This is a genomic window from Blautia sp. AF26-2, from assembly GCF_003460955.1.
Taxonomy (GTDB): Bacteria; Bacillota; Clostridia; order Lachnospirales; family Lachnospiraceae; genus Fusicatenibacter; species Fusicatenibacter saccharivorans.
This window is the reverse complement of sequence record NZ_QTWD01000004.1, coordinates 176,061-197,180: the sequence shown is the minus strand read 5'-3', so window position 1 is coordinate 197,180 and position 21,120 is coordinate 176,061. Positions and strand designations below refer to the sequence as shown.

Sequence of the window (21,120 nt, the reverse complement as noted above, 5' to 3'; positions counted from 1 at the left end):
TCCCAGAACCGGTTTCGCCGGATTTGGGAACATTCTTTTTGCCAGGCACATCAAAAAAAGAGAGAGTTATAGAAAGGAATACCACAGTGATACATTTATATAAAAGCAATGGCTTTAACATGGTGCTGGACGTCAACAGCGGCTCCGTCCATGTTGTGGATGACTGCGTATACGATGTCCTTTCCTGCATGAACGAAGGAAAAAATGCAGAAGAGGCAGCAGAGGCGCTTAGCAGTAAATATGCCGAGCAGGACATCACCGAAGCCAGAGAAGAAATTCAGGAACTTACAGACAACGGCATGCTCTTTACAAAAGACATCTACGAAAACGCAATTGATCAGTTTTCCAACCGTCCGACCGTCGTAAAAGCACTCTGCCTCCACATTGCACACGACTGCAACCTTGCCTGTCGTTACTGCTTCGCAGAAGAGGGCGAGTATCACGGAAGACGTGCACTGATGTCCCTGGAAGTCGGCAAAAAAGCGCTTGATTTCTTGATCGCAAACTCCGGCAGCAGAAGAAACCTCGAGGTAGATTTCTTCGGCGGTGAACCGCTGATGAACTGGGATGTTGTAAAACAGCTCGTAGCCTACGGAAGAGAACAGGAGAAGTTACATAACAAGAACTTCCGTTTCACCCTGACCACCAACGGTGTTCTCTTAAACGACGAGGTCATGGAGTTCTGCAATAAAGAGATGGGCAACGTCGTATTAAGTATTGACGGAAGAAAAGAAGTTCACGATCACATGCGTCCGTTCCGCAAAGGTGCCGGAAGCTACGATCTGATCGTGCCGAAATTCCAGAAATTCGCTGAGCTTCGTCATCAGGACAAATACTATGTGCGCGGAACCTTCACGCATTACAACACAGACTTTGCAGCTGATGTTCTCCATCTGGCAGACCTCGGCTTCAAGCAGATCTCGGTTGAGCCTGTTGTAGCGCCTCCGACCGAGGACTATGCGATCCGTGAGGAAGACCTTCCGGTGATCTTCGAACAGTACGACATTCTGGCAAGAGAGATGATCAAGAGAGAAAAAGAAGGAAGAGGCTTCAATTTCTTCCATTTCATGATCGATCTGACCGGCGGACCATGTGTTTATAAACGTCTTTCCGGCTGCGGTTCCGGAACCGAGTACCTTGCGGTAACACCATGGGGCGATTTCTATCCGTGCCACCAGTTCGTAGGACAGGAAGATTTCTGCCTTGGAAATGTTTACGAAGGCGTGAAAAAGACAGAAACTGTCAACGAATTCAAAAAATGCAACGTTTATTCCAAGAAGGAGTGCAGCCAGTGCTTTGCACGGTTCTACTGCAGCGGCGGATGCGCGGCAAACTCCTACAATTTCACAGGTAAGATCAACGATGTTTACGAGATCGGATGCAAGATGCAGCAGAAACGGATCGAGTGTGCATTGATGATAAAGGCAGCTCTGGCCGAAGATTAAAGAAAAGAGGAAAATCGCGACATGATGAAGAAGAAACAGAGTATCATCGCACTCGTCCTGGCAGCCATTGTAACAGTGCTTCTTGGATGGACGATGATCAAAGGATGGGGTCCTACCGGAACCGGTTCGATGAAGAATATCAACCTGGGTCTGGATCTGTCCGGCGGTGTCAGCATTACCTATCAGGCCGTAAAGGACAACCCGACAGACGAAGAAATGTCAGATACCCGCTACAAGCTGGAACAGCGTGCGCAGCAGTACAGCGAAGAGGCACAGGTATATCTGCAGGGCGACAACCGTATCACCATTGAAATCCCGGGTGCAACCGATGCAACCACCATTCTGGAAGAGATGGGTAAACCGGGAAGCCTGTATTTTATCAAACAGACGAATGATGATGGTACTGAAAACTATGTCAGAGACAGCTCTACAGGAGAATATGTCCTGAACGGAAAAACCATCGAAGAACTCGAAGCAGACGGTTCTGTTGTTCTGACCGGTAAAGATGTAGCATCTGCAGAGGCACTGCATCAGCAGAACTCTACGACAAAAGCAACCGAGAGCGTCGTTCAGCTGAAAATGACAGACGAAGGAAAAGAAAAGTTTGCCACAGCGACACAGGAAGCTTACAGTGCAGGAAAAAGCATTGGTATCTATTATGATGAAAGATTCGTCAGCGTACCGGGCGTTAATGCTGTTATCTCTGATGGTACGGCAGTGATCTCCGGCGGAAACATGGACTGGGATGAGGCAGTCAGCCTGGCATCCACCCTCCGTATCGGTTCCCTTTCCCTGAAACTTGAGGAGATCAACTCCAGCGTCGTTGGAGCACAGCTTGGATCTGCAGCTGTTTCCACCAGCGTGAAAGCGGGAGCGATCGGCATTATCCTGATCATCATCTTCCTTGCAGTTGTATACCGCCTGCCTGGTATTGCAGCCGGATGGGCACTGCTCATTTACGTTGAGCTGAACCTGATTTCTTTAAATGCATTTGACCTGACCCTGACTCTGCCTGGTATCGCCGGTGTTATCCTGTCGATCGGTATGGCAGTCGATGCGAACGTTATCATCTACGCCCGTATCGAGGAGGAGATCGGTGCCGGAAAGACGGTTCATGCGGCAATCCGCGACGGATTCAAGAAGGCAACTTCTGCCATCCTGGACGGAAACGTGACGACCCTGATTGCAGCAGCTGTTCTGTATGCGCTTGCGAGCGGAAGTGTCCGCGGATTCGCCATGACACTTGCTCTTGGTATTGTTCTTTCCATGTTCAGCGCCATGGTTGTTTCCAGACTGCTGGTCAACAGCCTGTACGGTATGGGACTGAAGGATGCGAAATACTACGGAACCAAGAAAGAGCGCAAGGGATTTCCATTTGTGGAAAAGAGAAAGATCTTCTTCACGATCTCCTGCATTCTGCTGCTTGCCGTTCCGGCCAGCATGATTTTCATGCATCAGACAAAGGGAAGCGCACTGAACTTCGGCCTTGACTTCAAGGGCGGTACTTCCATCAACGTTCCGTTCAACGAGGATTACTCCATCGAAGAGCTGGACAAAGAGGTAGAGCCGGTTGTGGAAGGCGTGACAAAAGATTCCAATATTCAGATGACAAAGGTTGTCGGAGGCAACAATGTCATCATCAAAACACGTTCTCTGACTCTGGAAGAGCGTGAGCAGGTTTACCAGGCAATGGCAGACAATTTCGGTGTCGATACTTCTGAAATCACTTTCGACAACATTTCTTCTACTGTAAGTAAAGAAATGAGCCAGAATGCGATGAAAGCAGTTATCATCGCTGTAGTCTGCATGCTGCTGTACATCTGGATCCGTTTCCGCGACATCCGTTTCGCATCGAGTGCCATCCTTGCACTGATGCACGATATCGCCATTGTATTCGGATTCTATGTGGTATCCCGTATTTCGGTCGGCAGCACCTTTATCGCGTGTATGCTGACGATCCTCGGCTATTCCATCAACAGTACGATCGTCATCTTCGACCGTATCCGTGAGAATCTGCCGGAGTTAAAGAGAGAGCCGATCGAGTCCCTGGTTGACCGCTGCATCACGGACACCCTGACCCGAAGCATTTACAGTTCCCTCACCACCTTTATCACCATCTTTGTTCTGTTCGTGATGGGAGTTTCTTCCATCCGCGACTTTGCAGCACCTCTGATGGTTGGTATCGTATGCGGAGCTTACACTTCTGTCTGCATCACAGGTGCCCTGTGGTATGTGATGAAGCACGTTGGAAAAAACAAATATGTGCCGTCCAAAGCAGTACAGAATAAGACAAAAAATAAATAAAAGCAGCAAAAACCATAAAAAGAGAAACGCCGGACCGGAAAAGTCCGGCGTTTCCTGCTAACAGGAAAGAGGAGAACATATGAAGAAAGAACGCTGGGTAGTTTCGGCAAAACGCGCCGATTTCCAGGCAATTGCGGACCGGTTCGGCATCGATCCCGTCATCGCCCGCCTGATCCGGAACCGGGATGTGACCGGGGAGAAAGAGATCGAAGAGTATCTCTTCGGTGATCTGGAGCAGCTCCACGATCCGCTGCTGATGAAGGATATGGAGCGCGCGGCAGATCTGATCGCAGAAAAAATCCGGGAGAAAAAGCCGATCCGCATCATCGGGGACTACGACATCGACGGTGTTACGGCAACGTATATTCTGCTGACCGGCTTAAAAGATCTCGGTGCCGATGTGGATGTGCGTATCCCGGACCGGATTGCAGACGGATACGGCTTAAATGAGCATCTTGTGCAGTTTGCCGCGGATGAGGGGCGGGACACGATCGTCACCTGTGACAACGGCATCGCGGCGGGCAGTCAGATCCGTCTGGCAAAAGAGCTTGGCATGACGGTTGTTGTGACGGACCACCACGAGGTTCCGTTTGAGGAGGATGAAAACGGAGAACGCCGCTACATCCTGCCGCCGGCGGACGCGGTTGTCAATCCGAAACAGAAAGACTGTTCCTATCCGTTTCCGGGCCTCTGCGGTGCGGCCGTCGCATGGAAACTGATCCAGACGATGGAGGCAAAAGCAGGTATTCCAAAGGAGCACAGCTTCCGCTTTCTGGAATTTGTCGCCATTGCGACGATCGGTGATGTGATGGATCTGCAGGGAGAAAACCGGATTTTTGTAAAAGCCGGCCTTCGGGCGCTCCATAAAACGCAGAACCTCGGCCTGCAGGAGCTGATCCGTGTGCAGGGCATCGAGGCGGAAAACGTGACACCGTATCACATCGGCTTCGTTCTCGGCCCGTGCATCAACGCATCGGGACGGCTTGACACGGCGGAGCATTCGTTAAAACTGCTCTGCGCAAAGACACGTGAGGAGGCTGCAAAGCTTGCCGGGGACTTGAAAGACCTGAATGAAAGCCGCAAAGAGCTGACGCGCCAGGGTGAGGCGAAAGCAATCGAGCTCGTGGAAACCTCCCCGCTGCAGAACGACAAAGTCCTCGTCGTCTATCTGCCGGACTGCCACGAGAGCCTTGCCGGAATCATCGCAGGTCGCCTGCGGGAGCACTTCCACAAACCATCCTTCGTACTCACCAGAAGTGAGGAGGGCGTCAAGGGCTCCGGCCGCTCGATCGAAGCGTATTCGATGTATGAGGAGCTCTGCAAATGCAAAGAACTGATGACGAAATTCGGCGGCCACCCGATGGCTGCGGGCCTTTCCCTCGCAGGAGAGGAGATGATCGAACCGTTCCGCCGGGCACTGAACGATAAGTCCACGCTGACGGAAGAGGATTTCGTCGAAAAAGTCGTGATCGATGTGCCGATGCCGATCACCTACATCACCAAAAATCTGATCCGCCAGTTAAGCCTCTTGGAGCCGTTCGGAAAAGGCAACACGAAACCGCTGTTCGCACAGAAAGGACTGACTGTATTAAATTACCGCATTTTTGGAAAGAATAGAAACGTGGTGAAAGTACAGCTTGCCGATGCGGGCGGATACCAGATGGATGGTGTCTATTTCGGCGAGGGAGAAGCGTTCGCCGCATACGTGGATGCACATCCAACCCTCTCGGTAGCGTACTATCCGTCGATCGATACGTGGAACGGACGCGACAAATTACAGATCAATATCCAGAGTTATTTTTAAAGATGCAGAAAAGCCGCAAATACCTGATTTTTCTGCCCTGTTTTCTATCGGAAACAAAATTGACGCAGAAGAATATTGATGCTATACTGTAAGGTGAATTGTCAAACCTTGACGAAACGGAGGAATATTTTATGAAAAAAGTAGAGGATTACGTAAGAAGTATTCCGGATTTCCCGGAACCGGGTATTATTTTCAGAGATGTAACGAGTATCCTGCAGGACGCAGACGGACTGCAGCTTGCCATAGATGAGATGCAGCATTTTGTAGAAGAAGTAGACTGTGACGTAATCTGCGGAACCGAGTCCCGCGGCTTCATTTTCGGTATGCCGATTGCTTACAATCTGCACAAACCGTTCGTGCCGATCCGTAAAAAAGGAAAACTTCCTCTGGAGACCATCGAGGAGAGCTATGACCTGGAGTACGGCAGCGCAACGATCGAGATGCACAAAGACTCCATCAAACCGGGCCAGAAGGTAGTCATCATCGACGACCTGATTGCAACCGGCGGTACCGTGGAGGCTTGTGCAAAAATGATCGAGCGCCTCGGCGGCGAAGTAACCAGAATCGTGTTCCTGATGGAGCTTGCCGGCTTAAAAGGACGCGAAAAACTGGCAAAATATGATGTAAAATCTGTCATCCGTTACGATGGCAAATAACGTATCCAACGAAACGCAGGGGTTAATCATGAGAGCGGAGGATACATATGGAAGAAGAGAAAAGAATCAGTGAAGAAGAATTAAAGAAGGATGTGGCGGCGGCAGAAGCCAGAATCCGCAAGACGGACGATTTTACAAGTCCGGAGGAATTATACGGGGAATTGATCGCTTCTGTGAAAAAATATCATCCATCGGACGATATTTCCCTGATCGAAAAAGCATACCGCGTGGCAGCGGATGCACATAAGGACCAGAAAAGAAAGAGCGGGGAACCGTACATCATCCATCCGCTCTGTGTGGCAATTATCCTGGCAGATCTGGAGCTCGACAAGGAGTCGATCGCGGCAGGCCTTCTGCACGACGTTGTCGAAGATACCGTCATGACCGAAGAAGAGCTGACCGAGGAGTTCGGCCCGGAGGTGTCCCTGATTGTAAGCGGTGTCACGAAGCTGGCACAGCTGAAATATTCTGCGGATAAGGTCGAGGAGCAGGCAGAAAACCTGAGAAAGATGTTCCTTGCGATGGCAAAGGATATCCGTGTTATTCTGGTAAAACTGGCGGACCGTCTGCACAACATGCGGACCGCACAGTACTGGTCGCCGGAGACGCAGAAGAAAAAAGCGCGTGAGACGATGGATATTTATGCCCCGATCGCACAGCGCCTCGGTATTTCCAAGATCAAGGTCGAACTCGATGACCTTTCTCTGAAATATCTGGAGCCGGATGCGTACTATGAACTGGTGCAGAAGGTCAGCATGAAGCGGGAGCAGCGGCAGGAGTTTGTCGATGCGATCGTAAAAGAGGTGACCCGTCATATCCACCAGGCCGGCATTGAGGCAGATGTCAACGGACGAATCAAGCACTTTTTCAGCATCTACAAAAAGATGGTCAACCAGCACAAGACGCTGGATCAGATCTATGACCTCTTTGCGGTCCGTATCATCGTGGAATCCGTCAAAGACTGCTATGCAGCGCTCGGTGTCATCCATGAAATGTACACGCCGATCCCGGGCCGTTTCAAAGATTACATTGCGATGCCGAAGCCAAACCGTTACCAGTCCCTGCATACAACCCTGATCGGACCGAACGGACAGCCGTTTGAGATTCAGATCCGTACTTATGAGATGCACCGGATTGCAGAATACGGTATCGCTGCACACTGGAAATACAAAGAGGCCTCCGACGGCAAGAAACCGGGACCGGAGCAGGAAGAGGAAAAACTGACCTGGCTGCGCCAGATTCTGGAGTGGCAGCAGGACATGGCGGACAACCATGAGTTCATGAACCTCTTAAAGAGCGATCTCGACCTGTTTGCCGACAATGTTTACTGTTTCAGCCCGGCGGGCGATGTCAAAACGCTTCCGGTCGGCTCCTGTGCCATCGACTTTGCTTATTCCGTCCACAGTGCGGTCGGCAACAAGATGGTCGGAGCGAGGGTCAACGGAAAACTCGTGCCGATCGAGACGGAACTTCACAACGGAGACCGCGTCGAGATCATCACCTCGCAGAACTCCAAGGGACCGAGCCGCGACTGGCTGAAAATTGCGAAGAGTTCCCAGGCAAAGAGCCGCATTAACCAGTGGTTCCGCCAGCAGAACAAGACGGACAACATCGTCAAAGGCAAGGAAATGCTCACCAACTATGCAAAGCTGAAGGGCAAAAACCTTGGAATCTATACGAAACCGATGTACGAAGAGGCTGTCATGAGAAAGTACGGCTTCCGCGACTGGGATTCCGTTCTTGCGGCCATCGGCCACGGCGGCTTAAAAGAGGGCCAGGTCCTCAACAAGCTGATTGAGACGTACGAAAAGCAGCATAAAAAAGAGATCACCGACGAGCAGGTGCTCGAGGCGGCATCCGGAGAGAAAGTTCTGCCGGTTGGAAAGAGCAAGGGCGGCATCGTCGTGCGCGGTATCCACGATGTGGCAGTTCGCTTCTCAAAATGCTGCAATCCGATCCCGGGCGATGAGATCGTGGGCTTTGTCACAAGAGGACGCGGCGTGACCATTCACCGCACCGACTGTGTCAATGTCCTGAATCTGCCGGAATCTGAGCGGGTGCGCCTCATTGATGCTGAATGGCAGGCAGAGGACAACGGCGGCTCTCTCTATACCGTGGAGATCAGCGTTTACGCAAACAACCGTACCGGTCTTCTGGTGGATATCTCCAAGATCTTTACCGAGCGGAAGATCGACCTTGCGGCGATGAACGTGAGAACGAGCAAGCAGGGAACGGCTTCCATCGATGTGACGTTCGACGTGCACAACAACGAAGAGCTGAACAGCATCATCGAGAAGGTGCGCCAGGTGGAGAGCGTGATTGATATTCAGAGATCGAGAGGATAAAAAGGAGAAAAGCGTATGATAAAGGTAAATTACCGGGCACTTGGAATGCTCTCGACAAACTGCTACGTTGTGGAAAATCCGGACAGCCAGAAGGTGCTGATCGTGGACCCGGGCGATTCGCCGCTGGAGATTGAACGCCAGATCGACGAGATCGACGGCGACCCGGAGGCCATTCTGCTGACCCATGGCCATTTCGACCATATGCTGGCAGCGGATGCGCTGCGGAAAAAGTACCATATCCCGGTCTATGTCCATGAAAAAGAGCAGCACCTGCTGGGGGATCCAAAGGAAAATCTTTCCGGGCTCTGGAGCAAACCGTACACGATGCAGGCGGACAAAACCGTAAAAGAGGGCGATGTGCTGCATCTCGCAGATTTTGAAATCCACGTTCTTGCGACACCGGGGCACACGGCAGGCGGTGTCTGCTACTATATTCCGGCAGAGAAAACACTTTTTTCCGGTGATACGCTGTTCTGCGAGTCCTACGGAAGATACGACTTCCCGACATCCTCCGGCAGAGAGCTGACCGCGTCGGTCAAGCGCCTGTTAAAAGAGCTTCCCGGGGATGTGACCGTGTATCCGGGCCACAACGATGAAACTACGATTGAACATGAAAAGAGGTACAATCCCCTTGCTTAATATCAGCCTTTGTTTTAACAGAAAAGATTTTGAATACGATGTGTATTCCCTGATCAAGGCATTCTATCCGGGCTGTGAGATTACCTCATGGTACGAAGAGGATGGGGCGCTGGACGGGGAATTTGCATATTATGATACGATCACATACGAGGCGGATCAGATCTGTTTTTCGATTGCAGACGAGAAACATGAGACGCTCGCTTCGCAGTGTGAGGCGGTGGAATATGAAAAAGACCGCCATGAAACGAAAAATGTCCTGAAACGGATGGTATACCGCACGCTTTCCGAAGTGAGCGGCAAAGAACTTCCATGGGGCGATCTCACCGGCATCCGTCCGACGAAAATTCCGATGAAGATGCTTGAAGAGGGTAAAAAAAATGTAGAGATTGCGAAATACATGCGCGAAACTTACTACACCAGCCCGGAAAAGACGGCACTTGCGATCACGATTGCCAACCGGGAAAAGGACATTTTAAAGACGATCGACTACGAACACGGTTACAGCCTGTACATCGGCATCCCGTTCTGTCCGAGCATCTGCCTGTACTGTTCCTTCGGCTCCCATGTGTTAAGCCGCTGGGAGCATATGGTAGATCCGTATCTCGATGCACTGATCAAAGAACTGATCTTTATCAGTGAGAACATGAAGGATTACACCCTTGATACGATCTACATCGGAGGCGGTACGCCGACCACGCTGAATGCGGCACAGATGGAGCGCCTGCTCACGAAAGTGACAGAGCTCTTCCCGATGGAGCAGGTGCAGGAGTTCACCGTGGAGGCAGGACGGCCGGATACGATCAATGAGGAGGTCTTAAAAGCCATCCGCAAATTCCCGGTCACCCGTATTTCGATCAATCCACAGACCATGAACCAGGAAACGCTGGATCTGATCGGACGCCACCATACCGTGGAGGAGATCGAGGAGAAGTTCCGTATGGCGCGTTCCCTTGGATTTGACAACATCAACATGGATCTGATCGTCGGTCTGCCGGGCGAGGACAAGGAAAAAGTGGCGCATACGTTGGAAAAAGTGGAAGCGCTGAATCCGGATTCCCTGACCGTCCATTCCCTTGCGTTAAAGCGTGCAACGAGACTCAACCTGTTCAAAGACAAATATCAGGAAATCTCGTTTGAAAACTCTGCCGAGATCATGAAAATGACGATGGACAGCGCACACCGCATGGAGATGGGACCGTATTACATGTACCGCCAGAAAAATATGGCGGGTAACTTTGAGAATGTCGGCTACTCCCGCGAAGGAAAAGCAGGTATCTACAACATCCTCATTATGGAGGAAAAACAGTCCATTCTGGCCGCGGGAGCCGGAGCGTCCACGAAATTCGTGTTTGAACACGGAGAGCGCATTGAGCGGGTGGAGAACGTGAAGGATCTGAAAAACTACGTGGAGCGTATCGATGAAATGATCGAGAGAAAACGTATCGGAATGGAGAAGTATCTGCCAAAATGAAAGAAAATTCCAGTCAGCAGCTTCACATGCTGCGCTATACCCTGACCGAGCAGCTCATCCATGGCATGGAAGTGAGCAATTTAGCTTACGATCTTGCGCGGGAACTGGGGTATGAGAAAGAAATCTGCTATGAGCTTGCAAAAGCGGGCGTTCTCCACGATATCGGAAAGATTGTACTGGAGAATTACGTAGAAGAACAGGATACGCTCGTCGTTGAGGAGATGCGCTTTGTGCGGACCCATTCCACACTGGGCTATGAACTCCTGCAGGGACGCGGCTACTCCGATTTTGTGCTGGAGAGTATTCTGTATCACCATGAAAATTATGACGGAACCGGGTATCCGGCCAATCTGGCGGGAGAAAAGATTCCGTTTGGGGCGCGTATCTTACGCATCTGTGATGTGTACTGCGCGCTGACCTCCGACCGCCCGTACCGGAGTGCGTTTACGCGGAAACAGGCGATGGAGCTTATGACAGAAGAAGTCAAAAATTTCGATCTGAAAATGTTCCTGGCATTTCAGAGAGTGATCCACAGCGGCAGCCGGAAAGCGATCGAGCTTTCTGATGTCGATGAATTGATCCGGGAAATCATAAAGGAGAAAACAGAAAATGGCATTAAAAAAGAAACCGGTTACCGGAATGAAAGATATTTTACCGAAAGAAATGGCAATCCGTGACTACGTGATCCGTCTGATCAAGGAAACTTACGGAACCTTCGGCTTTACCTCCATGGAGACCCCATGCGTGGAGCACATCGAAAACCTGAACAGCAAACAGGGCGGCGAGAATGAGAAACTGATTTTCAAGATCTTAAAAAGAGGAGAGAAGCTGAAACTCGAGACCGCTGAGAAAGAAAACGATCTCGTAGACAGCGGCCTGCGTTATGACCTGACCGTTCCGCTCTGCCGTTACTATTCCAACAACGCAAACGAGCTTCCGTCCCCGTTCAAAGCACTTCAGATGGGAAATGTATGGCGTGCAGACCGTCCGCAGAGAGGAAGATACCGCCAGTTCATGCAGTGCGATATCGATATCCTCGGCGAGCCGACCAACCTCGCAGAGATTGAGCTGATCCTTGCTACCACCACACTGCTTGGAAAACTGGACTTCAAGAACTTTACGATCCGTATCAATGACCGCCGCATCTTAAAAGCAATGGCAGCCTACAGCGGATTCCCGGAGGAGTCCTATGACACCGTATTTATTATCCTCGATAAGATGGATAAAATCGGTCTTGAGGGCGTTGCCAAAGAGCTCGAGGAAGCCGGCTTTGCAAAAGAGTCCGTAGAGAAATACCTGAAAATGTTCGAGGAGATCACCCCGGATACCGCAGGCGTGGAATACTGCCGCGAGAAACTGGAGGGATTCCTTGACAAAGAGTACGCTGACGGCCTGAAAACCATCATCGACAGTGTAAATGCGGTAAAGACTGCAGAGTTCAAGATCGCATTTGATCCGACTCTGGTACGTGGAATGTCCTACTACACCGGACCGATCTTCGAGATCGCCATGGATGAGTACGGCGGATCGGTCGGAGGCGGCGGACGCTACGACGAGATGATCGGAAAATTCACCGGCAACCAGACCTGCGCATGCGGATTCTCCATCGGATTTGAGCGTATCGTTATGCTGCTGCTCGAGAGAGATTATCAGATTCCGGGTGCTCAGAAGAAAAAAGCATATCTGATTGAGAAAAACATGCCGGCAGAAGGAATGCAGAAGATCATCCAGCAGGCAACGAAAGAAAGAAGCGAAGGCACTGCCATTAACATCGCTGTTATGAAGAAAAACAAGAAATTCCAGAAAGAACAGCTTGCCGGAGAAGGATACACCGAGATCGAAGAATTTTTTGTTGACAAAATGTAAGGAATATCCAATAATAGTAATCGCATGAAAAAACGATGTGCTGCGGATGCGAACCCTTTGCGTCCGCAGTTCCAAATAGGAGGAACAAGAAAATGGCTGAATCCATGAAAGGCCTGAAGAGAACCTGCCGCTGTGCGGAAGTCACAAAAGCAGATATCGGAAAAAAAGTAACCCTGATGGGCTGGGTACAGAAGAGCCGTAATAAAGGCGGAATTATTTTCGTCGATCTGCGCGACAGAAGCGGTATTATGCAGATCATCTTTGAGAACGGCCCGATCAGTAAGGAAGGTTTTGAAAAAGCAGCAAAACTGCGCAGCGAGTTTGTGATCGCCGTAGAAGGCGAAGTCATGGCCCGCTCCGGTGCTGTCAATGAAAATCTGGCAACAGGAGAGCTCGAAGTAAAGGCTGAGTCCTTACGCATTCTTTCCGAGGCAGAAACCCCGCCGTTCCCGATCGAGGAGGATTCTAAGACGAGAGAAGAGCTCCGTCTGAAATACCGTTACCTGGATCTGCGCCGCCCGGATATCCAGAGAAACCTGATTATGAGAAGCAAGGTGGCAATGCTCACCCGTGAGTTCATGTCAAAAGAAGGTTTCCTTGAGATCGAAACCCCGATGCTGACGAAATCCACACCGGAAGGCGCCAGAGACTATCTGGTACCGAGCCGTGTTCATCCGGGCAGCTTCTATGCACTGCCGCAGTCTCCGCAGCTGTTCAAACAGCTTCTGATGTGCTCCGGCTATGACCGCTATATCCAGATTGTAAAATGCTTCCGTGACGAGGACCTGCGTGCTGACCGTCAGCCGGAGTTCACCCAGATCGATATGGAGCTTGCTTTCGTTGATGTAGACGATGTCATCGATGTCAATGAGCGACTGCTGGCACACCTGTTCAAAGAGGTGCTTGGCGTTGAGGTACAGCTCCCGATTCAGAGAATGACCTGGAAAGAGGCCATGAACCGTTTCGGTTCCGACAAACCGGACCTGCGTTTCGGTATGGAGCTGGTTGATGTTTCCGAGACCGTAAAAGATACCGAGTTTGTTGTATTTAAGGGCGCACTGGAAAACGGCGGTTCTGTCCGCGGTATTAACGCAAAGGGACAGGGCGCAATGCCGAGAAAGAAAATCGACAAGCTCGTTGAGTTTGCGAAAGGTTACGGTGCAAAAGGTCTTGCATACATTGCAATCCATGAGGATGGAAGCTGGAAATCTTCCTTCTCCAAATTTATGACAGAGGAGCAGATGGAAGCCCTCATCAAAGCCATGGACGGACAGGCTGGAGACCTTCTTCTCTTCGCAGCAGACCGCAACAAGATTGTTTGGAACGTTCTTGGCGCACTTCGTCTGGAACTGGCAGAGCAGATGGGACTGCTCGACAAGAACGAGTACCGTTTCGTATGGATTACCGAGTTCCCGCTTCTGGAGTGGTCCGATGAGGAGAACCGTTTCACCGCAATGCATCACCCGTTCACCATGCCGATGGACGAGGATCTGCCGCTTCTGGACACCGATCCGGGTGCAGTTCGTGCAAAAGCTTACGATATCGTCCTGAACGGCACTGAGATCGGAGGAGGAAGCGTTCGTATTCACCAGAACGATGTGCAGGAGAAGATGTTTGAGATGCTTGGTTTCACAAAGGAACAGGCACATGAGCGATTTGGTTTCCTTCTGGATGCTTTCAAATACGGAGTTCCGCCTCACGCCGGACTGGCTTACGGACTGGATCGTCTCGTTATGCTGATGGCAAAAGAGGACAGCATCCGCGACGTCATCGCATTCCCGAAGGTAAAAGATGCTTCCTGTCTGATGACCGAGGCTCCGTCACCGGTTGACGCAGCACAGCTGGAAGAGCTTGGTCTTGAGGTTGAGCCGCAGGCTGAGGAAGAGACAACAGAAGAGTAAAGAAAATTTTGTAATTTACAGGACAGACAATTTTGCAGAAGTGCAGCGTTGTCTGTCCTTTTTTAGGTTTCACTCGATCGGTGTAAAGAAAAACTTAAGAAATTCTTCCACGTCTTCCCCGTTGTTTTGCTGGAAAAAAGTGCTACAATATGGTTTGTAAGAAAGATACGGAAACATCCACAGCAAGTGGAACACATAGAGAAAAAGACAAGGAGGAATCACGATGTTAGTTACATTAGTCATGCTGGCAACCTGTTTTGGTCTGCTCTGCGGAATTGGAATTTTATTTGGGATCGTCGGACTGCTGCTGAAATTTGGAGGAAAAGTCCTCGGCGCATGCGCCACTATTCTTCTCCCGATCGGCGTGATCTGGCTCGGATTTAAAATCGTGTTCGCCGTCGTTCCGCTTCTGTTCAAACTGGTCTGTGCAGCGCTGATCTGTTATCTCGTATACCGCATTCTGCGGGAGATGAAACTTGTAGCATAAAAAATAAAATCTAACAGATTCGAAAGAAAACCTGCTTTCCGTCATAAACACGGAGGCAGGTTTTTAATGACAAAAACAAAAATCTATTTTCAGAAAAAGCCAGTATTTGCTAAAAAAAGAGTAAGGAAAAAGTAAGAAAACAAAAAACAAAATGTGATACGATAGAACTAACTTGGGAAAGCAGAAAATTAATTTGTAAAATAGAAAAGTGGGAGGAAGCATATGAAGAAAAAAGTAATCGCGATTGTGTGTGCAGTCGCAGTGCTGGCGGCAGCCGGAGGGGGAGTGACATGGCATTTCCTTGGAAACAGTACAAAAGAGGACGATAACGTCGTCTATGTCAATACTGTAAAAGCCCTGACCAATCTGGGAACCGGAAATGGAATGGAAAACCGCTATGCCGGTGTTGTGGAGTCGGAAAATACCTGGAAGGTAGAGAAAAACAGCGAGAAAAAGGTAAAGGAAGTTTATGTGGAAGTCGGTCAGGAGGTTCAGGTCGGAACACCGCTGTTCTCCTACGATACCGAGAAATTCCAGAGTGACCTCGAGCAGGCGCAGCTGGATCTGGAACGCATAAACAATGAACTTTCAAGTATGAATACCAATATCAACCAGCTTTACAAAGACAAAAAGCAGGCATCAAAAGACCAGCAGGCAAGCATCACACTGGAAATTCAGGAAGCGGAGCTGGATTTAAAGAAAAAAGAATATGAAGGAAAATCAAAACAGGCGGAGATTGATAAATTAAACGATAACATCACCAATGCGACCGTGATCAGCGAAATCGCCGGTGTTGTAAAATCAATCAACAACGATGACAGCAGCGCCGGCGCTTACTCCGGTGACAACTCCGACAATTCCTTCCTGACCGTTCTTGCAACGGGAGATTTCCGTGTAAAAGGCCAGATCAATGAACAGAATATGAGCGACGGTTCGATTACCGAAGGAAGCCAGGTGATCGTGCATTCTCGTGTAGATGAGAATCAGACCTGGACCGGAACCGTGACAAAGATTGATCGGGAAAATGCACGGACAGGAAGCAATAACGTTTACAGCAGTTCGGGAGACGGTATGACGCAGTCAAGCAACTATCCGTTTTATGTACAGCTCGATGGAACAAATGGCCTGATGCTCGGTCAGCACGTTTACGTAGAGCCGGATGTCGGCCAGCAGGAAGTCAAAACAGGAATCTGGCTGTCTGACTCCTTTATCAACGATGTCGACAGCAATCCTTACGTCTGGGCCGATAATGGAAAAGGCAAACTGGAAAAACGAAGCGTAACCCTTGGAACACACGATGAAAATATGATGGAATATCAGATCACCGACGGCCTTGCAGAAGATGATGCAATCACCTTCCCGGAGGACGGTCTGGAAGAAGGGATGAAGACCGTAGTCAGCACCGACGGATCACTGGGACAGAGCAATCCGGCCGGCGGCGAGGATGACGGAATGGTGGATGACGGTATGCTTGACAACGACGATGGAATGGTCGACGACGGTATGACGCAGGATGAAAACGGCATGGTTGACAATACCATGGACGGCGCAGAGTACAGCGGTGAGGAAGATACAACGAACGTGATCGGCGGCGCCGACAATGGTAAGGCAGAACCGGCAGACACACAGGAAGCCGGATCAGCAGATGACGGGGAGGTGCAGCCGTGATTCTGGAATTAGAGAATATCTGTAAAGAATATATGCAGGGCAAAATCCCGGTTCCGGTTCTGAAAAACATCAACTTCTCCATGGAAGAAGGCGAGTACGTTGCGATCATGGGTCCTTCCGGTTCCGGAAAAACAACACTGATGAATATTGTCGGCTGCCTCGACCAGGCGACGAGCGGACGGCTGATCCTCGACGGACAGGACATCAGCAAATGCAGTGACAATCAGATGTCGGACATCCGCCTGCAGAAAATCGGCTTTGTCTTCCAGAACTTCCAACTCCTTGCAAGACAGAGCGCAATGGAAAATGTATGCCTGCCGTTGACGTACGCGGGCGTGCCGAAAAAAGAGAGAAGAGAGCGGGCAGCGATTGCCCTCGAGCGGGTGGGGCTCGGCGACCGTATGAGTTTCAAACCGACCCAGCTCTCCGGCGGACAGAAACAGCGTGTGGCGATTGCAAGAGCGATCGTCAACCATCCGAAAATTCTGCTGGCTGATGAGCCGACCGGAGCGCTCGACTCCCATTCCGGCGAGCAGGTCATGGAGCTGTTCCAGAGCCTGAACGATGAGGGCGTCAGCATCTTGATGATTACGCATGACGCGGAGATCGCATCGATGGCACAGCGCACCGTGGAGATCCGCGACGGAATGATGAAATCGAAGGAGGTGGCCGAAGCATGAAAAAAGGAAAAGCCGCAAAGAAAGCAGCGATTGCAGTCGTGACAGCGGTTGCCGTGGGTGGCGTAAGTGTCGGCGGCTATTATGGGATTCGCCAGGCGCAGAAGACAACCGTAAAAGTGTATCCGGTCAGTGACTTTACGAGTGGATACTGGGGAGACAGCATGAACATGGAAGGCCAGATCACCTCGACGGCTTCCCAGAACATCTATCTTTCCGACAGCCAGACCATTTCCCAGGTTCTCGTCAAAGAGGGCGATGTGGTAAATGCCGGAGACACGCTGATGACATACGATACCAGCATGATTGAGCTGGATCTGGAAACGCAGCAGTTACAGCTTGCACAGACAAAGCTGAAAATCCAGCAGAGTGAAAAAGAACTGGAAAAGCTGAAAAAGACAAAACCGGTATCGGATACGCCGCTGAATCCGGTGGAGCCGGATTTCCCGGATTTCCCGGATTTTCCAGATGAACCCATCGATCCGGATTTCCCGGACGAACCGATTCCGACCCCAGAACCGGAGCCGACGTACGAGGATGCTGTTCTGTACAGCAGTACGAATAAGCTTGTATTTGGTTCCAAACCATACAAAGGAGAAGGAACGCAGGAAGACCCATACACCTATCTCTGCGCACCGGGAACAGTCCTGACAGGCGGATTCCTGAATCAGATGGCAGGATACGCGGATGAAAAGGGAACGAAAAAAGAAGAGGACAGCGAAGGATACTGGTTTCGCCTGGAGATTCATGAGGAAAACAAAGCCGCAGAGGCGCTGGAAACCGTGTGGGAGCAGGATGGAACGAAGATTGCGAAAGCATACGAGACTTCGTATGAAGCAGTCCTGAGTCTGAAAGAATCCGAATCGGCGGATGCACCGGAAATAAAAATCACCACGCCGCTTGCCAACACAGAGGTGGCAGAGGGCGGCGAGCTGAAGCTGAAAATCGGAATCAATGAGAAGAAAGATACCGAAGAGAAGCCGGATGAGAAAGCCGACGATAAAACGGATGATAGAACCGAGAGTCCGTCCGAGGACGATGTGACACAGCCGGGTGAAGCCGGAAATGGAAGCGGTGAGGCAGACGATTCCACGGAAAACACCGAAACGGATGTCACTTACACATACGTCTGGAAACACAACGGAAAGACAATCGACGGAGATTTTAAGGATACTTACACAAAAGAAAACATCACAAAAGAGGATGCCGGAATCTATACAGTAGAAGTGACAGCGAAAAATGACAAGGGTACTTCCATGGCAGTCAGCACTGCAAATGTGGCGGTAAAAGAAGGAACGATTACCCCGACACCAAGTGTAACTCCGACCCCGAGCGTTACGCCGGGACCGAGTGTAACTCCAGAGCCGACCGTCAGCCCGGAACCAAGTACAACACCGATTCCGACCACAGAGCCGGTTCCAACAGAAACTCCGGTGCCGAGCGAGACCCCAGTTCCGACGGAAACGCCGACGCCGACCGAAGCCCCGGCAGAACCGGAAGCGGAACCGCAGAGCGAAGATGCGCCGGAAGCAGTGCAGACGACAGCAAAAACCGTATTCTACGGTGAAAAAGCATCGGTACAGTCCCTCTTTACATCATCCACAGGAAGCAGCGCAAATAACAATACTTCTTCCGGTGATGATACCCAGATGACCTACACAAAAGATGAGTTGAAAAAAGCCATCAGCGAAAAAGAAAGCCAGATCCGTAATCTGAAGCTGGATCAGAAGGAAGAGGAACTCAAAGTCAAAAATACGCAGAAATCCCTGGATTCCCAGACCGTAAAAGCGACGATCAGCGGTGTGGTAAAGAAGGTTGGAAATGCAGAAAACCCGTCCAACGACGGAAGCGCCTTTATCCAGGTCAGTGGAAACGAAGGTCTGTACGTGCGCGGCTACTTAAGCGAGACGTATCTCGATCAGGTAAAAGTCGGCGATGAACTTAACGTGACTTCCTGGTCTTCGGGTGCTTTTGCAGCGGCAACCGTAACCGAGATTTCTCCGTACCCGACAACAAGCTACATGTCGTACAGCGAGACACCAGCCTCCTTCTATCCGTTCACAGCCGTTATCCCGGAAGGCGGAGAAGGTTTTGAAAACGGTGACTGGATCGAGATTGCAATCACTGTCGGAAACGATGTAGAAAACGGCAACGGCCTGTACGTCAGCAAAGAATTCATCCGCGAGGAAAACGGACAGAAATTCGTTTATATCCGGGATGAAAATGATAAATTAAAGAAACAGAATGTGGTAACCGGAAAACTTCTGTGGGGCAGTTATTACGAAGTGAAGAGCGGTCTTTCCGAAGAGGATTACATTGCATTTCCGTACGGCAAAACCGTGGTGGAAGGCGCAGACACGAAGGAATCCAGTTCATCGGATTATTACAACAGTTAAGGAGGCGCATTATGTTAGAAAATGTAAGACTTTCCTTTCAGGGAATCTGGTCACACAAAATGCGTTCCTTCCTGACGATGCTGGGTATTATCATCGGAATTGCGTCGATCATCTCAATTGTCTCCACGATCAAGGGAACGAATGAGCAGATCAAACAGAACCTGATCGGAGCCGGAAACAACAACGTGACCGTCAGCTTAAAGCAGGGCGACGGTGATTACTGGATGGACAACGGACTGCCAAGCGGCGTGTCGAAACTGTCCGATGATCAGAAAAAGCGGATCCGCGAGCAGGATCAGGTGGAAAATGCATCGTTTTACACCGAAAGAACGTATGTGAGCGGCATCGCAAAAGGAAACACAACACTGGACAGTGCGAAGGCGCTTGGCGTGGATGAAAATTATCTGTCGACGTGCGGATATCAGATTTATCAGGGACGCGGCTTTGTGGAGAGCGATTTCTCGAAGACCCACAAAGTTGTCCTCCTCGACGATACCGCAGTGCTGACACTCTTCCCGGATGAGTCGCCGGTCGGCAAAACGATCGAGATCATGGGAGAGCCGTTCACGGTGATCGGCGTGATCAAAAAAGCCGATTCGTTCCAGCCGGTCATCAATTCCAGAGATGACTACTATACGTACAATCAGGAATCCTATCCGCTGGTGCTGATGCCGGATGTCTGCTGGCCGATCGTATTCCAGTATGATGAACCGGAAAATGCCGTTGTGATGGCAAAAACGACCGAGGATATGAGCACGGTGGGAAAGACAACAGCGGATATCATGAACGAATCCGTGACCAATACAACTGATTCTCTTTCCTATCAGGCAGAGGATCTGCTGGAGAAAGCAAAGAGTCTGCAGGAGTTAGGCCAGAGCACGAACCAGCAGCTGATCTGGATCGCGAGCATTTCGCTTCTGGTCGGCGGTATCGGTGTTATGAATATTATGCTGGTATCTGTAACGGAACGTACAAGCGAGATCGGCCTGAAAAAGGCGATCGGAGCAAGAAAACGCAGAATTCTGTTCCAGTTCCTGACCGAGGCGGCGGTGCTCACCAGCATCGGCGGACTGCTCGGCGTGCTGGGCGGCATTATCATGGCACAGGTGATTTCGAGGGTATCGCAGACGCCTGTGGCGATCAGTATTCCGGCAATCATTTTCTCCGTGGTCTTCTCCATGGTGATCGGTATCGTATTCGGACTGCTGCCGTCGGTAAAAGCAGCGAACCTGAATCCGATCGATGCGCTGCGAAGAGAATAGAACAAAAAAGAGTTGAAAAATCCGTGCGGGTACAGCGTAGGTGCTGGATCCGTGCGGATTTTTTGTGCGGCGTGTGCGGATGAAACTTAAGATCTTTACTTTTTGCGGAAAGTCGGTTATACTGGAAAATAAGCGCAATTTGCGGCGCAGCAAAGAGGCATTCGAGTTTCGGATTCGGTATGTTTATGAAAATATAAGA

General features: G+C 50.4%; 15 protein-coding genes. All 15 read left to right on the top strand.

Going from position 1 to position 21,120, the window contains the following annotated elements:
• Positions 1–86: 86 nt before the first annotated feature.
• On the top strand, positions 87–1,445 hold the full coding sequence (gene scfB, locus DWY63_RS07240) for a thioether cross-link-forming SCIFF peptide maturase (RefSeq protein WP_117509255.1): 1,359 nt from the start codon (positions 87–89) through the stop codon (positions 1,443–1,445).
• Between the two features lie 24 nt (positions 1,446–1,469).
• The gene (gene secD, locus DWY63_RS07235; protein WP_117801772.1) at positions 1,470–3,749 is read left to right on the top strand and encodes a protein translocase subunit SecD; all 2,280 of its coding nucleotides are present in this window, start codon (positions 1,470–1,472) and stop codon (positions 3,747–3,749) included.
• Between the two features lie 79 nt (positions 3,750–3,828).
• On the top strand, positions 3,829–5,553 hold the full coding sequence (gene recJ, locus DWY63_RS07230) for a single-stranded-DNA-specific exonuclease RecJ (protein ID WP_117801735.1): 1,725 nt from the start codon (positions 3,829–3,831) through the stop codon (positions 5,551–5,553).
• 131 nt (positions 5,554–5,684) lie between these two features.
• Complete coding sequence (locus DWY63_RS07225) at positions 5,685–6,209, top strand: adenine phosphoribosyltransferase (protein WP_117509253.1); 525 nt, start codon at positions 5,685–5,687, stop codon at positions 6,207–6,209.
• A 47-nt stretch (positions 6,210–6,256) separates the two neighbouring features.
• Positions 6,257–8,554: a RelA/SpoT family protein gene (locus tag DWY63_RS07220; RefSeq protein WP_117801734.1), complete on the top strand. Its 2,298-nt coding sequence runs from the start codon at positions 6,257–6,259 to the stop codon at positions 8,552–8,554.
• A gap of 15 nt (positions 8,555–8,569) precedes the next feature.
• Positions 8,570–9,193: an MBL fold metallo-hydrolase gene (locus DWY63_RS07215; protein ID WP_117801733.1), complete on the top strand. Its 624-nt coding sequence runs from the start codon at positions 8,570–8,572 to the stop codon at positions 9,191–9,193.
• Positions 9,165–10,664 carry a coproporphyrinogen dehydrogenase HemZ gene (hemZ, locus tag DWY63_RS07210; RefSeq protein ID WP_117509250.1) on the top strand — a complete coding sequence of 500 codons (1,500 nt, stop codon included), beginning with the start codon at positions 9,165–9,167 and terminating at the stop codon, positions 10,662–10,664. Before DWY63_RS07215 ends, hemZ begins: the two co-directional genes overlap by 29 nt.
• Positions 10,661–11,341 carry an HD-GYP domain-containing protein gene (locus tag DWY63_RS07205; protein ID WP_070103204.1) on the top strand — a complete coding sequence of 227 codons (681 nt, stop codon included), beginning with the start codon at positions 10,661–10,663 and terminating at the stop codon, positions 11,339–11,341. Before hemZ ends, DWY63_RS07205 begins: the two co-directional genes overlap by 4 nt.
• Positions 11,274–12,530, top strand: coding sequence for a histidine--tRNA ligase (gene hisS / locus DWY63_RS07200; RefSeq protein ID WP_117801732.1), 1,257 nt, complete (start codon positions 11,274–11,276; stop codon positions 12,528–12,530). The genes DWY63_RS07205 and hisS overlap by 68 nt, the downstream gene beginning before the upstream one ends.
• Positions 12,531–12,622: 92 nt before the next feature.
• Positions 12,623–14,431, top strand: coding sequence for an aspartate--tRNA ligase (gene aspS / locus DWY63_RS07195; protein WP_117801731.1), 1,809 nt, complete (start codon positions 12,623–12,625; stop codon positions 14,429–14,431).
• A gap of 223 nt (positions 14,432–14,654) precedes the next feature.
• The gene (locus tag DWY63_RS07190) at positions 14,655–14,918 is read left to right on the top strand and encodes a hypothetical protein (RefSeq protein WP_022461142.1); all 264 of its coding nucleotides are present in this window, start codon (positions 14,655–14,657) and stop codon (positions 14,916–14,918) included.
• A 222-nt stretch (positions 14,919–15,140) separates the two neighbouring features.
• Complete coding sequence (locus DWY63_RS07185; RefSeq protein WP_117801730.1) at positions 15,141–16,586, top strand: efflux RND transporter periplasmic adaptor subunit; 1,446 nt, start codon at positions 15,141–15,143, stop codon at positions 16,584–16,586.
• The gene (locus DWY63_RS07180; RefSeq protein WP_117801729.1) at positions 16,583–17,266 is read left to right on the top strand and encodes an ABC transporter ATP-binding protein; all 684 of its coding nucleotides are present in this window, start codon (positions 16,583–16,585) and stop codon (positions 17,264–17,266) included. The genes DWY63_RS07185 and DWY63_RS07180 overlap by 4 nt, the downstream gene beginning before the upstream one ends.
• Positions 17,263–19,659 (top strand): efflux RND transporter periplasmic adaptor subunit, encoded by a 2,397-nt coding sequence (locus tag DWY63_RS07175; protein WP_117801728.1) that lies wholly within the window; start codon positions 17,263–17,265, stop codon positions 19,657–19,659. Before DWY63_RS07180 ends, DWY63_RS07175 begins: the two co-directional genes overlap by 4 nt.
• 11 nt (positions 19,660–19,670) lie before the next feature.
• Complete coding sequence (locus DWY63_RS07170) at positions 19,671–20,921, top strand: ABC transporter permease (protein ID WP_055219448.1); 1,251 nt, start codon at positions 19,671–19,673, stop codon at positions 20,919–20,921.
• Positions 20,922–21,120 lie beyond the last annotated feature (199 nt).

Excerpts from the sequence above, each read along its gene's own strand:
- DWY63_RS07220 (WP_117801734.1), top strand. The coding sequence starts at position 6,257 with ATGGAAGAAGAGAAAAGAATCAGTGAAGAAGAATTAAAGAAGGATGTG.
- hisS (WP_117801732.1), top strand. The coding sequence starts at position 11,274 with ATGGCATTAAAAAAGAAACCGGTTACCGGAATGAAAGATATTTTACCG.
- recJ (WP_117801735.1), top strand. The coding sequence starts at position 3,829 with ATGAAGAAAGAACGCTGGGTAGTTTCGGCAAAACGCGCCGATTTCCAG.
- aspS (WP_117801731.1), top strand. The coding sequence starts at position 12,623 with ATGGCTGAATCCATGAAAGGCCTGAAGAGAACCTGCCGCTGTGCGGAA.
- DWY63_RS07215 (WP_117801733.1), top strand. The coding sequence starts at position 8,570 with ATGATAAAGGTAAATTACCGGGCACTTGGAATGCTCTCGACAAACTGC.
- DWY63_RS07225 (WP_117509253.1), top strand. The coding sequence starts at position 5,685 with ATGAAAAAAGTAGAGGATTACGTAAGAAGTATTCCGGATTTCCCGGAA.
- hemZ (WP_117509250.1), top strand. The coding sequence starts at position 9,165 with ATGAAAAGAGGTACAATCCCCTTGCTTAATATCAGCCTTTGTTTTAAC.
- DWY63_RS07190 (WP_022461142.1), top strand. The coding sequence starts at position 14,655 with ATGTTAGTTACATTAGTCATGCTGGCAACCTGTTTTGGTCTGCTCTGC.
- DWY63_RS07205 (WP_070103204.1), top strand. The coding sequence starts at position 10,661 with ATGAAAGAAAATTCCAGTCAGCAGCTTCACATGCTGCGCTATACCCTG.
- DWY63_RS07185 (WP_117801730.1), top strand. The coding sequence starts at position 15,141 with ATGAAGAAAAAAGTAATCGCGATTGTGTGTGCAGTCGCAGTGCTGGCG.
- DWY63_RS07170 (WP_055219448.1), top strand. The coding sequence starts at position 19,671 with ATGTTAGAAAATGTAAGACTTTCCTTTCAGGGAATCTGGTCACACAAA.
- DWY63_RS07175 (WP_117801728.1), top strand. The coding sequence starts at position 17,263 with ATGAAAAAAGGAAAAGCCGCAAAGAAAGCAGCGATTGCAGTCGTGACA.
- secD (WP_117801772.1), top strand. The coding sequence starts at position 1,470 with ATGAAGAAGAAACAGAGTATCATCGCACTCGTCCTGGCAGCCATTGTA.